11 protein-coding genes are annotated in these 15,275 nt (G+C 65.3%); 2 read left to right on the top strand and 9 right to left on the bottom strand.

The annotated features are described in order from the left end of the window. Positions 1-11: 11 nt before the first annotated feature. The 8 genes from CAL13_RS14140 to CAL13_RS14175 form a co-directional block, all read right to left on the bottom strand. Positions 12-890 carry an MOSC domain-containing protein gene (locus CAL13_RS14140; RefSeq protein WP_086059474.1) on the bottom strand — a complete coding sequence of 293 codons (879 nt, stop codon included), beginning with the start codon at positions 888-890 and terminating at the stop codon, positions 12-14. Positions 891-1,005: 115 nt separating this feature from the next. Beyond that, a complete protein-coding gene (gene thpD / locus CAL13_RS14145) occupies positions 1,006-1,929 on the bottom strand; it encodes an ectoine hydroxylase (protein ID WP_086072727.1) in 924 nt (307 codons plus the stop codon). A gap of 15 nt (positions 1,930-1,944) precedes the next feature. Next, entirely contained in the window at positions 1,945-2,343 is a 399-nt protein-coding gene (locus CAL13_RS14150) for an ectoine synthase (protein ID WP_086057964.1), read from the bottom strand. After that, on the bottom strand, positions 2,343-3,647 hold the full coding sequence (ectB, locus tag CAL13_RS14155; RefSeq protein WP_086057965.1) for a diaminobutyrate--2-oxoglutarate transaminase: 1,305 nt from the start codon (positions 3,645-3,647) through the stop codon (positions 2,343-2,345). Before ectB ends, CAL13_RS14150 begins: the two co-directional genes overlap by 1 nt. A gap of 89 nt (positions 3,648-3,736) precedes the next feature. Beyond that, positions 3,737-4,306 (bottom strand): diaminobutyrate acetyltransferase, encoded by a 570-nt coding sequence (gene ectA, locus CAL13_RS14160; protein WP_086057966.1) that lies wholly within the window; start codon positions 4,304-4,306, stop codon positions 3,737-3,739. After that, entirely contained in the window at positions 4,303-4,884 is a 582-nt protein-coding gene (locus tag CAL13_RS14165; RefSeq protein WP_086059475.1) for a MarR family winged helix-turn-helix transcriptional regulator, read from the bottom strand. Before CAL13_RS14165 ends, ectA begins: the two co-directional genes overlap by 4 nt. A 237-nt stretch (positions 4,885-5,121) precedes the next feature. Continuing rightward, on the bottom strand, positions 5,122-7,431 hold the full coding sequence (parC, locus tag CAL13_RS14170) for a DNA topoisomerase IV subunit A (protein WP_086072728.1): 2,310 nt from the start codon (positions 7,429-7,431) through the stop codon (positions 5,122-5,124). 54 nt (positions 7,432-7,485) lie between these two features. After that, positions 7,486-9,447, bottom strand: coding sequence for a DNA topoisomerase IV subunit B (locus tag CAL13_RS14175; RefSeq protein WP_198297648.1), 1,962 nt, complete (start codon positions 9,445-9,447; stop codon positions 7,486-7,488). 298 nt (positions 9,448-9,745) lie between these two features. Between CAL13_RS14175 and trxA the strand changes: the two genes are divergently transcribed. Together trxA and rho are read left to right on the top strand one after the other, a co-directional pair. After that, complete coding sequence (trxA, locus tag CAL13_RS14180) at positions 9,746-10,072, top strand: thioredoxin TrxA (protein ID WP_157664486.1); 327 nt, start codon at positions 9,746-9,748, stop codon at positions 10,070-10,072. Between the two features lie 87 nt (positions 10,073-10,159). Next, positions 10,160-11,416 (top strand): transcription termination factor Rho, encoded by a 1,257-nt coding sequence (gene rho, locus CAL13_RS14185; protein WP_086057969.1) that lies wholly within the window; start codon positions 10,160-10,162, stop codon positions 11,414-11,416. 158 nt (positions 11,417-11,574) lie between these two features. Here rho and CAL13_RS14190 read toward each other — a convergent pair whose 3' ends face one another. Further along, positions 11,575-15,225 carry a YhdP family protein gene (locus tag CAL13_RS14190; protein ID WP_086072729.1) on the bottom strand — a complete coding sequence of 1,217 codons (3,651 nt, stop codon included), beginning with the start codon at positions 15,223-15,225 and terminating at the stop codon, positions 11,575-11,577. Positions 15,226-15,275: the final 50 nt, after the last annotated feature.

The raw sequence follows: 15,275 nt of genomic DNA on the forward strand, positions 1-15,275 counted from the left end.
TCTTATTCCCGTCAGAACGCCCACTCCAGCGTGACCGGGTCGCCAACGCGCAGGCGCGCACCGGCGCCGGCATGAACGATTGCGTTCTGGCCGAACACGACGCCGATGTCCGCGCTGCGTGTCGCAGTCAGGGTCAGGCCCGGCTCGTCGCCGCGCTCGCCGCTTTCCTGGTCGACGTCCGGAATCCCGCAACGCGTGCATGGCTTGACCAGGGCCAGCCGAACGCCCTCGCCGCAGGTCAGCAGGGCCAGATGGTCTTCCTCGTAGGCGCCCAGGTCATCGCCATCCAGCACGATATTCGGCCGGAAGCGGTCCATCGACACGGGCGCCCGGCCCTTGGCCCCAAGGACGCGGTTCAATTCATTCAGGGATGCCTGGTTCGCGACCAGGATGGGGAAACCGTCCGCGAAACCGAACAGATGGTCGCCCTCGAAGCCCGCAGACAACGTGGGGTTGGCCTCGCGCCAGCGTCCTACCCAGTCGCGGCTCGTGGCGCGGTTCGCCGTCTGGACATCCACCCATAACAAGCGGCAGGGGATGCCCAGGTAGCGGCTGAACCATTGCGCAGCATCCTCGCTTTCGGCCTGCGCGGTGAAGGTATCGCGCCACACGGTGACGGACTCCGGACATTGCGACCGCTGCGAGCCGTCCAGAGGCACCTCGAGCAAGGGCATGCCGGGCGCCCGCAATTGCAGATGCGTGTCTGTCAGCGCGGTGCGGACGAGCGCCATGCGGGGGTGCTGCCGTTGTGTCAGGAACTGGCCGCCGGACACAACCAGCCACTGGCGATCGAAGGCCAGGCCGGCTGTCGTGATGGGCGCGGCGTCGAGCCCGATGCCCGCACAGGATTTGACCGGGTAAATATGCAGACTGCGAATCGAAAGGGGCATGGCGGACTTGGGCAGGATCTGAAACCTGCGCAAGCATAGCAACAATCCGCCATGCGGCGCGCCGGCTGCGCGGCCGCCGCCATGCGCGGCGAACAGACCGCGATCGCCGCCGCGATCAGCCGACCAGCCGCAACGCGTCCAGCGGGGTCAGGGCCTTGAAACTGGAGCGGGTGGCGATATGCTCCGGCCGCGGCGCCAACCCGTACTTCGGCGCGCCGAGCGCGTTCTCCACGCTGTTGTAGACCATGAACACATTGGCCCGCGGCCAGGGGGAGATATTGCTGTTCGAGCCGTGCATCGTGTTGCAGTCGAAGAACACCACCGAACCCGCCTTGGCCGTCATCGCGCGGATTCCGCCCTGCTCCACCAGCATCTGCAGGCTGACCGGATCCGGCACGCCATACTCCTGCTTTTTCAGCGACTGCTTGTAGTGTTCCTGCGGCGTCTGGCCGACGCACGAGACGAACTGGCGATGCGATCCCGGCACAAGCATGAGAGGCCCGTTGCACACATTGTTGTCGGTCAGCAGGACCGAGCAGCTCAAAGCGCGCATGGCGGGCATGCCGTCTTCGACGTGCCAGGTTTCAAAGTCGGAGTGCCAATAGAACTCCTTGCCTTTGAAGCCAGGCTTCATATTCGCGCGGGACTGGTGGATATAGACTTCGGAGCCCAGGATCTGCCGCGCCACATTGATCAGCCGCGGGTCCCGGGCCAGGCGCGACATCATCGGGCTAAACTGGTGCACCATGAAGATCGAGCGCACGGCATTGCTGCCCGGTTCCGTGATCGCTTCCTCGCGGCGGATGATGGCCGGGTCGCGCGCCATGCGCGAGACCTCGGCGATCAGCGCCTGCACCTCATTTTCCGGCAGCAGGTCTTCAAGCAATAGAAATCCGTCACGCTCGTAGGACTGCAACTGTTCGCCCGGCAGTGCCTGCGCATAGCGGCCTTCGCCGTACACGACGGGATCCTGGCGCGTGATGATGGCGGCGCTGCGGTCCGTACGCGAGGCGTACGGATCCTTGGCGGTTGAAATCATGTCGTTCCTCCTCGATCAGGCCGCGTCCTGTTCGGGCAGCGGGTACACGCCATTCTTGTCATGCACTTCCTGCCCCGTCAGCGGCGGATTGAAGACGCAGATGACGCGCAGCGGCTTTTCGCCCCCGCACAGCCAGTGCTCGTCGTGTTCGTTCAGCGCATACACCACGCCCGGGCCCAGCTCGTAGCGCTTGCCGTCGGCGATGGTTTCAAGCGAACCGTCGCCTTCGATGCACCACACGGCTTCCAAGTGATTCTTGTAGTGGATGTGCGTGCGGGTGTGCGGGAAGATCGTGGTTTCGTGAAAGGAAAAGCCCATCCCGTCCTGCTTCAGGAGCACCCGGCGGCTCATCCAGGTATCGGTGCGCACCTCGTCCTTGGTGCCGATTACGTCCTTGACATTGCGTACGATCATTAGCGTTTTCCTCCGAATTTCAGGATGCGGGCGGATTGCCCGGCTTCGGCGAGCACGTCTGCCACGCTCGCTTCGATGGCATCGAGTCCGCGCTTGAGCAGGTCGTCCTCGATGGTCAGGGCGGGCAGGACCTTCAGCACTTCGTCGTGCGCGCCCGACGTTTCGATGACCACGCCCCGTTCGAACGCCTTGCGGGCAATCCGGTTCGCCAGCTCAGGCTGGGCCGCGGTAACGAGGCCCTGAATCAAGCCGCGTCCACGCACTGCCAGGCCGCTGCCCGGATAGCTGTGCGCGAGGTTCTCCAGCCAATCGCGCACCAGCCGTTCCTTGCGCTGGATTTCACGGGAGAACGCGTCGTCCGCCCAATAGGTGTCGAGCGCCGCGGCCGCCGTGACGAACGCGAGGTTGTTGCCGCGGAAGGTGCCGCTGTGCGCGCCGGGCTTCCATACGTCCAGTTCCGGCTTCATGAGCACCAGCGACATCGGCAGGCCGAAGCCCGACAGCGATTTCGACAGCGTGATGATGTCCGGGTGGATGCCCGCGGTCTCGAAGCTGAAGAACGTTCCCGTGCGGCCGCATCCCACCTGGATGTCATCGACGATAAGCAGCATGTCGTGCCGGCGGCAGACCTTTTCCAGTTCCTGCAGCCAGCGCAGCGTCGCGACGTTCACGCCGCCCTCGCCCTGTACCGTCTCGACGATGACCGCGGCGGGCTTGTCCATGCCGCTGCTCGGATCATCCAGCATGCGCTCCAGGTAGGCCATGGTGTCGACGTCCGGGCCGAAGTACCCGTCGTACGGCACGAAGGTCGTATTGCCAAGCGCGTAGCCGGCCGCGTCGCGGAACTTGGCGTTGGCGGTGGCCTGCAGTGATCCGCCGCTGACACCGTGGAAGGCATGCGTAAACGAGATGATGTTGGAGCGTCCCTTGACCTGCCGGGCGATCTTCAGCGCCGCTTCAACCGCGTTGGTGCCGGTGGGTCCCGTGAACTGCAGGGTGTACCGCCACTTGCGCGGCGCCAGCAGCACCTTGTCCACCGTTTCCAGGAACTGCTTCTTCGCGCTGGTGGCCATATCGAGTCCGTGAACCACGCCGTCGGAATCCAGGTATTCCATCAGCCGCGCCTTGAACAGCGGGTTGTTGTGGCCATAGTTCAGCGTGCCGGCGCCGCTGAAGAAATCGATGTATTCCGTGCCTTCCTCATCGATCAGCATCGAGCCGCGGGCCTGATTGAAAATCACGGGAAAGGAGCGGATGTAGCCGCGGACTTCCGACTCCATGCGATCGAAGATTTTCAGGTCCATATCGTGGTCTCCTAAAGCTAGGTGGACACCGGGGCGCCGCGGCGATGAACCGCGCAATGTCCCGGCGCAAAGGGGAGGCTGACGAGGCGTCAGAACGGAATCGAGGCGAATGGCCCGATCCGCAGAAGCATCTCGTCGTCGTGGTCGGCATGCCCGAACAGCTGCTTGCCGAAGAAGGGTTGCTCGGCGATGTGAGCGCCGAGATCGGCGGCCAGGCCGATGAAGGTCTGGCGAGAGGCCCGGTTGTCGGGCCCAACCGTGGTTTCGAGGTTCCGTACGCCCGCCAGCACGGGCCGGCGAAGCAGTTCATGGAGCATGTGACGCGCCAGCCGCTGGCCGCGGGCCCTGCCATGCACAGCCACCTGCCACACGAACACGCAGTCCGGCCGGCCAGGGGGAACGTACGCGGATACGAAGCCGTCGATGCTGCCGCCGGCACTCTCGGCCACCACGCAGGTGTCGCGGAAGTGCTCGCACAGCAATAGATAGGCGTAGGTGGAATTCAGATCCAGCGGCGGGCATTCGCCGACCAGGCGATGGACCGCGGCGCCGTCGGCCAGGCGCGGCGCGCGCAACAGATGACGGGATGGAGAATCGTGCGACGTGGACGTTTGCGCGGCCGGCGCGATGCCGGCGCGGTTGATGGCCCCACCCGTCATACCACCAGGCCCGATTCCGGCGCGGGGCCGCCCGTCGGCACGTCGAGAATGGGGGAAGCCGCGTCATGCGCGTCCACCGGCGCGGCCTGGCCGCCCTGCTCCATCAGGGCCACGATGCGTTCGAGCGACAGCGTGATGGTCGCCTGCTCGAGTTCCGGCAAGGCGTTCAGCGCGTCGGCCAGGTGTTTCTGCAAAGGCGACGGCGCCTGCTGCGCCAGCTCGATGCCGGCTCCGGTGGCGGTGACGAAGACAGTGCGGCGGTCTTCGCGGCCGCGCTCGCGGCGGACCAGGCCTTTGTCTTCCAGGCGATCCAGGATACCCACCACGGTGCTCGGGCTGACATGAATTTCCCGGCTGATGGCGGTGGACGTGATGGGTCCGAGCGCGATCACGGTGCGCAAACACATGAGCTGCGGCGCGGTGATGTGGCTGACGGCCGCCAACTGCCGCGAATGCAGGGCGATCGAACGCGTGATGCGGCGCAGAGCGCGCAGGATCCGCAGGTCGTACTGCTGGGAAGCCGCCGCGGGCGCGCCGGCTTGCGCCTGGTCGCGTGCGTGTTCGGGGGCGGGTGGCATACGTTCCGGCATGGCTGTGGTAGACCGATTCGAGTGAAATGACTTCGAGCGAAGTAAATGCTGCTGAAGTAAAAGCAACACCAATAAATGCTGTTGAAGTCACTTCTAGTGAATTAATTTGAGTACGAATTATATCGGCAGAAGCGGAGCATGGGAACCCCGCAAAAGAAAAACGGCCCGGGAGTCACTCCCGGGCCGCGGCCAGAACGTGGGGTCGGCGCGTCAGGCCGGCGAGCGCTAAAGCACGGGCGACAACACAGGCTGCTTGGGCCGTACATCGAGCTGCCGCCCCTTGCGGGCGCGCTTTCCGACATAGGCGCCGAGGTCGGCGGGCTTGAGAATGTCTTCTACCGTCTTGTTCCGGTAGATACCTGTGGCGCGCAAACCGCCGGCGCCAATGGGCACCACCTGGGACAGGGCATCGTTGCCATCCAGCCCCATCAGGGTGGTGCCCCGGCCGCCGCCGGACAGCACCTTCACCTCGTCCAAGCCGAACACCAGGAATTTCCCTTTGGAAGACAGTAGGGCCAGCTGTTGCGCGCCTTCGAAAACCGGCACGGGCCGCAACAACGCGTCGCCCTCTTCCAGGGTCACGAACTGCTTGCCGCCGCGCTGGCGAGTGGCCATGTCGGCCAGCCGGGCGATGAAGCCGTACCCGCGCTGTGTCGCGAAGAGCCAGCGCGTATCCGCGGACGCCGCGATCATATGCACGATGCGCGTGCCGGACGCCAGGTCGATCATGGTGGTGATGGGCTGGCCATCGCCGCGCGCGGACGGCAGACTCGCCACCGCCACCGAGTAGGCGCGGCCGTTGTCGCCCAGCGCAATCAAGGTGTCCGTGGTGCGACATTCGAAGGCGCCGTACAGATCGTCGCCCTGCTTGAAGCCGAATTGCGTGGCGTCGTGGCCGTGCCCCTGGCGGGCGCGCAACCAGCCCTTTTGCGAAACGATGACCGTGACGGGCTCGTCCACCACCCGGGTTTCGAGCACTGCGCGTTCGGCCTCTTCGATCAGCGTGCGGCGCTCGTCGCCATACTGCTTGGCGTCCGCCTCGATTTCCCGCACGATGAGCCGCTTCAGCGACGAGGGATTGTCCAGCAGTTCCTGCAATTTGGCCTGCTCATCGCGCTTGCTGGAAAGCTCCTGTTCGACCTTGATGCCATCCAGGCGCGCCAGTTGTCGCAGGCGCATCTCCAGGATGTCCTCGGCCTGGCGCTCGGTGAGGTTGAAGCGCTCCATCAGCGCGGCGCGCGGCTCTTCGGACTCCCGTATGGTCTGGATAACCTCGTCGACATGCAGATAGACCACCATGCGCCCTTCCAGCACATGGATGCGGTCGATCACCTTGTCCAGGCGATGGCGGGTGCGCCGCGTGACCGTATCGGTGCGGAAGACCAGCCATTCCAGCAGGATTTCGCGCAGGGGTTTCTGGCGCGGACGGCCGTCCGTGCCGATGCATACCAGATTGACCGGCACGCTGTTTTCCATGCTGGTCTGGGCCAACAAGGTATTCACGAACTCGTTGCGATCCACGCGCGACGTTTTCGGTTCGAAGACCAGGCGTACCGCCGCGTCCTTGCCCGATTCGTCGCGCACCGCGTCCAGCAGCCCCAGCATCTGGGCCTTGGCCTGCTGCTGCTCCGCGGTCAGCGCCTTCTTGCCGGCCTTGACCTTGGGATTGGTGATCTCTTCGATTTCCTCCAGCACGCGTTGGCACGACGTGCCGGGCGGCAGTTCGGTGACGACCAGCTGCCATTGGCCGCGCGCCAGTTCCTCGAACTGCCAGCGCGCACGCGCCTTCAGCGAGCCCCGGCCCGAGTTGTAGATCTGCGCGATGTCCGCGGCCGGCGTGATGATTTGGCCGCCCCCGGCAAAGTCGGGGCCGGGCACGAGGGCATACAGCTCTTCGTCCGGCAGACCGGGACGCTTGAGCAAGGCCACGCAGGCCTGCGCAATTTCACGCAGATTGTGCGACGGGATCTCCGTCGCCATCCCCACGGCGATGCCGGACGCGCCGTTCAGCAGCATCATCGGCAATCGCGCCGGCAACATCTGCGGTTCCTGCTGGCTGCCGTCGTAGTTCGGGATGAAGTCGACCGTGCCTTCTTCCAGTTCGTCCAGCAGCAGCCGGGCGATGGGCGTCAGCCGCGCTTCGGTGTAGCGCATGGCCGCCGCGTTGTCGCCGTCGCGGGAGCCGAAGTTGCCCTGGCCGTCGATCAAGGGATAACGCAGGCTGAAGTCCTGAGCCATGCGGACCATGGCGTCGTAGGCGGCCTGGTCGCCATGCGGGTGGTACTTGCCCAGCACGTCGCCCACGACGCGGGCGGATTTGACGGGCTTGGCCGTCGGTCCCAGGCCCATGGCCTGCATGGCGTAGAGAATGCGGCGCTGGACGGGCTTCTGCCCGTCGCCCACGTCGGGCAGCGCGCGCCCGCGCACCACGGATACGGCGTAGTCCAGATAGGCCTGCTCGGCGTAGCGGCCGAGGGTGATGGCGGCATCGCCCGATTCGGTATCGAAGAGGCCGGGTTGATTGCTGTCGGTCATGTTGTCGGAAGATTGGGAACCGCCCGGTGCGTCTGGCGCCGGGCGGTGTCAGCATCAGATGTCGAGTTCGGCGAGATTGCCCTTTTCTTCGAGCCAGGATCGGCGCTGCGCCGATTCGCCCTTGCCCATCAGCATGTCGAACACGCGCGTCGTTTCCTCGGCGCTGAGATCGCCGTAGCTCACGGGCAGCAGCCGCCGCGTATCGGGATTCATGGTGGTTTCCCAGAGCTGCTCCGGACTCATTTCGCCCAGGCCCTTGAACCGGCTGATGGTCCAGCTGCCCTCACGCAGACCTTCCTTGCGCAGCTTGTCCTGCACCGCCTCGAGTTCGCCGGCATCCAGACAATAGATCTTGCGCGGCGGCCGCTTGCCTTGGGCCGGCACGTCGACACGGAACAAGGGTGGGCGCGCCACATAGACCTTGCCGGCTTCCACCAGCTTGGGGAAGTGCTTGTAGAAAAGCGTCAGCAGCAGCACCTGGATGTGCGAACCGTCCACGTCGGCATCCGACAGGATGCAGATCCGGCCATAGCGCAGACCGGAAAGGTCGGGCGTATCGGCGGGCCCGTGCGGATCCACCCCGATGGCCACGGCGATGTCGTGGATCTCGTTGTTCGCGAACAGGCGGTCGCGTTCCACTTCCCAGGAGTTGAGCACCTTGCCGCGCAAGGGCAGGATGGCCTGGAATTCCTTGTCGCGCCCCATCTTTGCAGAGCCGCCGGCCGAATCGCCTTCCACCAGAAAGACCTCGGTGCGCGATGCGTCGCTGGATTCGCAATCGGTAAGCTTGCCGGGCAGAACCGCGACGCCGGAGCTTTTGCGCTTTTCCACCCGCTGGGCGGAACGCGCTCGCGCCTGCGCCTGGCGGATTGCCAGCTCCGCCAGCTTGCGGCCATATTCGACGTTGCTGTGCAGCCAGAGATCCAGGGCGCCGCGCGTGAAGCCGCCCACCAGGCGCACCGCGTCACGGCTGTTCAGCCTTTCCTTGATCTGGCCCTGGAATTGGGGATCGAGCACCTTGGCCGACAGCACGAAGCTGGCGCGCGCGAAAACGTCTTCCGGCAGCAGCTTCACGCCCTTCGGCAACAAGCCGTGCAGCTCGGCGAACCCCTTTACGGCATTGAAAAGCCCTTCGCGCAAACCGGATTCGTGCGTGCCCCCAGCCGGCGTAGGGATCAGGTTGACGTAGGATTCGCGCACTGCGTTGCCGTCTTCCGTCCAGGCGACCACCCATTGCGCGCCTTCCCCTTCGGCGAAGGTGTCGTGGTCCGCGCCGGCATACTGGCTTCCCTCGAACATCGGAATCATCAGTTCCGCGCCGTCCAGCGCCTCCGTCAGATACCCGCGCAGGCCGTCTTCGTAGAGCCACGATTTGGTGTCGCCGCTCTTTTCCACCGTCAGCGTGACGCGGGTACCGGGCAGCAGGACCGCCTTGCTGCGCAGCAGATGCGTCAATTCGGCCAGCGGGATATTGGGACTGTCGAAGTACTTGGGATCGGGCCAGACGCGCACGCGCGTCCCGGATTTCTTCCTGGGCACGCCGGTATAGGGCGCCAGGGGCTCGGCAACGTCGCCATCGCGGAACACCATGCGATGGACGCCGCCGTCGCGCCACACGATGACCTCCAGCCGGGATGCAAGGGCATTGGTGACGGAAACGCCCACGCCATGCAGGCCGCCGGAAAACGCATAGGCGCCGCCGCCCTGCTTGTCGAATTTGCCGCCAGCGTGCAGGCGCGTGAACACCAGCTCGACCACCGGCGCGTTTTCCTCGGGATGCACCCCAACCGGAATTCCGCGGCCTTCGTCTTCGACCGACACGCTGCCATCGGCGTGCAGGGTGACCTGGATATGCTTGCCATTGCCGGCCAGCGCCTCGTCCGCGGCGTTATCGATGACTTCCTGCACGATATGCAGCGGATTTTCGGTGCGGGTGTACATGCCCGGGCGCTGCCGCACGGGTTCCAGACCTTTCAGGACCCGGATGGACGCCTCTGTATAGCGTGGAGTGGCCAAGTTATCCCCAACCTCTGTGGAAAAAAACCGACATTCTAAGGAAAGAGCCAGCACTGGCGCGGCTCGAAGTAGGATGCGCACGCGCTGAGCAGCGCGGGGCGGCGACAGGACACGCGCCCGGGGACGCGTGCGGCGGAGACAGGGCCGCCGGCGATGAAGCCCCTGCCGCGAGGCTGGTTATCCTACACAAAAACCGGTGACGCCTGTTCGGATGGACAGTGGTATGCTTTAATCCTGCCAAACTCTAAGAACGGCGGGTCGAAGGATGCCTCCCCGCCGCAAAGCAACGAGAAAAGTCATGAGTGACCAAATCAAGCATGTCAGTGACGCCAGCTTCGACGCCGACGTTTTGAAGTCCGATCGCCCCGTGCTCGTGGACTACTGGGCCGAATGGTGCGGTCCCTGTAAGATGATCGCTCCGATTCTTGAGGAAGTGGCCAAGGAATACGCTGGCCGCGTCACTGTCGCCAAGCTCAATGTGGACGACAATGGCGAAACCGCCGCCAAGTACGGCATCCGCGGCATTCCCACCCTGATGCTCTTCAAGAACGGCCAGGCCGCCGCCACGAAAGTGGGTGCGCTTTCGAAATCCCAGCTCACGGCTTTTTTGGACAGCGCTTTGTAAACAAGCGTTGTCCCCCGCCCGCGCGGGCCCGTCCGTGGCCCGCCGCCATCCCTCTTCTCTTTACCTTCCCCCAATAATTTCAACGCAATGCACCTGAATGAACTAAAGGCGCAACACGTCTCCAAGTTGCTGGAACTTGCCGCCTCCCTGGAAATCGAGAACGCCAACCGCCTGCGCAAGCAGGAACTGATGTTCGCGATCATGAAGAAGCGCGCCAAGCAGGGCGAGCAGATCTTCGGCGACGGCGTGCTCGAAGTTCTGCCGGACGGCTTCGGTTTCCTGCGTTCGCCGGAAACCTCGTACCTGGCCAGCACTGACGACATCTATATTTCCCCTTCGCAGATTCGCCGGTTCAATCTGCACACCGGCGACTCGATCGAAGGCGAGGTGCGCACTCCGAAGGATGGCGAGCGTTATTTCGCGCTGGTGAAGGTGGACAAGGTCAACGGACTGCCGCCGGAAGCGATCAAGCATCGCATCATGTTCGAGAACCTGACGCCGCTGCATCCCAATCAGGCGATGCGTCTGGAACGGGACATCAAGAGCGAGGAGAACCTGACCGGCCGCATCCTGGACATCTTCGCGCCTATCGGCAAGGGCCAGCGGGGCCTGATCGTGGCCAGCCCGAAGTCGGGCAAGACCGTGATGATGCAGCACATCGCGCACGCCATCACGACGAACTTCCCCGACGCGGTCATGATCGTGCTGCTCGTGGATGAGCGTCCCGAAGAAGTGACGGAAATGCAGCGCACTGTGCGCGGCGAGGTGGTGGCTTCCACCTTCGACGAGCCGGCCACGCGCCACGTCCAGGTCGCCGAAATGGTGATCGAAAAAGCCAAGCGTCTGGTCGAGCTGAAGAAGGACGTCGTGATCCTGCTGGATTCCATCACCCGCCTGGCGCGCGCCTACAACACCGTGGTGCCCGCATCGGGCAAGGTGCTGACCGGCGGCGTGGACGCCAACGCCCTGCAGCGTCCGAAGCGCTTCTTCGGCGCGGCTCGCAACGTCGAGGAAGGCGGTTCGCTGACCATCATCGGCACGGCGCTGATCGAAACCGGCAGCCGCATGGACGAAGTGATCTACGAAGAATTCAAGGGCACCGGCAACTCCGAAGTCCACCTGGAACGCCGCTTGGCGGAAAAGCGCGTCTACCCGTCCATCAATTTGAACAAATCGGGTACGCGCCGCGAGGAACTGCTGATCAAGCCCGAGCTGCTGCAAAAGGTCTGGGTGCTGCGCAAGTTCATCCACGACATGGACGAAATCCAGGCCATGGAATTCATCCTGGACAAGATGCGCGCCACGAAGACGAATGCCGAATTCTTCGACATGATGAAGAAGTAAAGCCCCCCCCGAAGCGCTTCGCGCTTCCCCCCAGGGGGGCGACGCTGGCGGACCGGCGGAGCCGGATCCGCTGCGTCCCCGGTCGGGCCCTGCTTCTTGCGGTGGGGAAGCTCCCGAAGCGCAAAGCGCTTCGCGCCTCCTTGTGGGCGCGGCGGAGGTCAGTGTTCGATGGGGTCCTTTGGGATTGCTGCCTCGGATTCGCCGCGCAGGGGGGCTTCGATGGGGGTGATTTTGGGGTCGCTCCAGGTTCCCGTCACGGCGTATTGCATTGTCATGGCTTTGGCCAGCGGTTGCTTCAGCAGCCATTGCGTGACAAAGGCGCCCAGGCCCAGCAGGGGGTTGACCGCCAGCGCGGTCAGGACGGCGGCGCCGCTGGCGTCCAGGTTTGGAATCACCACGGCTTTCAGATCCCAGGTTTCGTCGATGATGCTGGTGTTGCCCGACAGCACGATGGCCGCCACCGGGCCGTGGATTTTGTAGTCGTCGGTGCGGATCACGCCCTTCGATATGTCCAGGCGGGCACGCAGCGTATCGAAGGGGAAGCCGTCGCGGAACAGGTTGGCCGGATTTGTCTGCAGCTTGGCGAGCCTTTGCAGCGACTGCAGCGACAGCAGTTCCAGCAGGCGCGCGGTGCGTGAATTGACGTGGATCAGCCGGCCCTTGTCCATCTTGATCGACACGCGGCCGTCCAATCCCGCGACGCTGTGCGACCACGGCAGATCGTTCCACGTCAATTTGCCTTCGGCTGATCCTTCGCCGCCGGCCGCCGTATCCGGCCACCCCAGGCGGGTGAGCAGCTTGCCGAAGTCGTTCCACTGGGCCTTGGCGTCCACTGTCAGGCCGCGCTGCGGCCCGCTCAAGCGCCAGAATCCGGTCGCGTCCAGACTTTCGTCGCCGTTCGCGATGCGCAGCTTGTCCAGCCGCCAGCGCTGCCCGCGCTCCACGTTGGCGCCCAGGATTTGCAAGGATCCCAGCGTCTTGCCGTAGACCTTGAACACGTCGGCCTGAAGGTCGATGGCGGGGATGTCCTTCAGGTCGTCGCCCGAGGAATCATCTTCCGCGGCTTTCTCGCTGCCCTCCTCGCCCAGCGCCAGGTATTTGAAGCGCCCCGTCACCTGGCCCGCGATGGCGCCAGACGCTTCCTGCCACGTGACGGCGCCGGTGGCCTGCCGCGACGCGATATCGACCCGCCATTGCGCGGGCGCGGGGCGTACCGCGTAAAGCTTCAGATCGTTCAGCGTGATGCCCGCCACTCGCATGCGGGGCGTCTGCACGCTGACCTGGTCCGGAGGCGGCAACAGCGGCGTGGCGGCACGGGGAGCCCGCGCCTCGGGACGGCTTTCCGGCGGCGCCGAGGTCTCGAAACCGTCCGCCACATCCTGCCATGCATCCACGTCGATGTCCGGCAGGTTCAGCCTGATGCTCAAGCCCTGCTCCGGCAGGGTCGCCGGCGCATTGGCTCCCAGCGCGCCTCGTGCGAAGGTCCAGCGTTTTTCCGTTGGATCGCGCTCCAGCAACAGGTTGACGTTGTCCCCCAGGCTCGCTGTGAGCCAGCTTCGATCGCGGCTGCCGCGGTTCTGCGCGGGGCTCCACTGCACCTTCAGCGGCAGAACCGCGGCCGCGGGTTTGCCCACGGGCGCGGGCATATCGATGGCCATGCCGGCCAGGTCCGATTCCGCCGTTACGTCGATGCGGCCGCCGCGGAAGTAAAGCAGGCGCGCGCTCACGGCCGCACGGCCGGAGAACCGCGACATGGCCGGGGCTCGGACCAACTGCGCCAGGGCCGCGCCGCTCACCTGGCCTTCGAACCGCAGCCCGTTCCTGGCGTCCAGCAGGCTTCCGGAGATCTTCAGCGGACCGCCCAGAAATTGCGCCTGAACGTCGCGCGCTCGCATGTCCTGCTCCGTGAATTCCAGCATGCCGCGCAGCCGCGTCAGCGGAGGCAGCTGCGGCATCAGCGTGAATTCGTTGTCCTTGAAGGACAGCGATCCCTCCACGCGGGTGTCGTCCGTGTGCAGCAGCGGCACACGCAATGCCAGCGCCAGTTGCCATTCTCCGCTGCCACGCGCCTGGGCCAGGCGGTTTTCCAGCATCGCGCCCAGCGGGGACGTTTCGGCGACGGAAAGGAACGCCTGCACCGGCCCGGCCGTTTCGCCTTCCAGATAAAGCTCGGCGTTGTGCTCCATATCGGGAATCGAGGCTTTGATGGCGCCCAGCCGCAGCGGCGCGTCCTGTACCGATGCGGGGCGCAGTATGCCGCCGGGCTGGCCCTGCAGGCTCAATGCCGCGCCATCGATTGCGAAGCTGCCGTCCAGGCCGAGAATGGCAGGCCATCCCTTGCGGCTGCCGGTGGCAGGCGCGTAGTCGACGGTCGCCCCGACGAACCGCCCGCCAATATGAAAGCGCCCCTGCTGCCCCGGCTGTGAATAGGGAAAGTCGGCCAGGTCGCCCTGCAGGGCCACGGCGGCGTCCCGCACCACGCCGGCCCGCAGGCCGCGCGCCATCCATTCGCGCGCCGCATCGGAAACCTCCATGGGCAGATAGCGGTGTATGGCCTGCATGGTGGCGCGCCGCAGTGTGCCGCGCAGCTCGGCGGTGCCGGCTGCCGTTTTGCCGCGCGCCTGCCAACTGCCTTGCAGCCGGGCGTCCAGATCATCATTGGCAAGCTGCACGTCGCGCAGCTCCAAAGCCAGGGCGCCGTCCACGCCGCGCCGCACCGTGGCGTCCAGCTGGGCCGTATCCAGGCGCAGCCGGGGCTGCTCGAAAACCCCGGGAAGCATCGCGTGAACATCGCTGGCCTGCCCGCGCAGCGTCACCCCGGCATTGGCGCCGGGACTGCGCGCCAGCACCGGCGCGGCGCCGGCCTGCGCCAGGTCGCCGGGCAGCCCTTCCAGGCGCGCCCGCACCTGTCCCAACGATGCGGAAACACCGTCCTGCCAGCGCCAGCCCAGCTGGCGGCCCACAAGGTCTATCGTGACGGTGCCCAGATGGGCGCCGGGGATCTGCAACCAGGCCCTTGCCGCCATCCGCCCCTGCAGGGCGGGCACATCGGCCCACGGCCGCCACGCGGCCGGCTCGCCGTCCGCGAGCTCCGCGTAAAGTTGACCGTGCCAGCCGCTCATGGCCCAGCGATGGCCGCTGAACAGCGAACGGTCCAGTTCGCCGCGCAGCACCAGCCCGGCCGCCAACTCGGCGGGTGGCCGCGCCTGCAGGGAAAAGCGATGCGACAACGCGCCGTTGAGCATCACGAAGTTGGCGTCTTCCAGCTTCAATTCCGGCGCGCCCCGCGCTTCGTCCAGCCAGCGCAGGGTGACGTGGCGCAATACGATTTCGCGCTGACGTGCGAGCCAACGCAGGGCAAGATTTCCTTGCGCATCGTCGTGCTCCCGAGCCTGCAGATCGATGGATCGGCCCGCCACCCACAAGCGGTCTTCCTTGTCGCGGCGCAGGGTCAGGTCCAGGCCTTCCGACTGCAGCAAAACGAAGCGCGGTTCCAGGTTCAGGATGCTGCGCCAGGCCACCACTGCGTGGACGGCCGGCATGCTCAGCACCGGCGCGCCCTGCCCGTCCGCGATCTCCACGCCCTTCAGGGCCAGGCGCGGATTCAGGCCGCTCCAATCGGCCGCGATGTGGGCGATGCGGATGGGCGCGCCGAGCGCCTGGCTGGCATACTGCTCGATCTGGGGCCGCCACTGGTCGATGCGCGGCAGCACGAAATATCGCAGCCCCAGCAAACCGAGCGCCGCGGCAATGTATGCGATCCAGATTGTCCAGAGCAGGCCGCGCAGGAGTTTGAGGGGAAAACGCACGTTTGCTTAACGGGGAATGAGGTCTTGCAGTATCGTCCCCCTTATACCCC

It is taken from the genome of Bordetella genomosp. 9 (assembly GCF_002119725.1).
Classification (GTDB): domain Bacteria; phylum Pseudomonadota; class Gammaproteobacteria; order Burkholderiales; family Burkholderiaceae_B; genus Bordetella_C.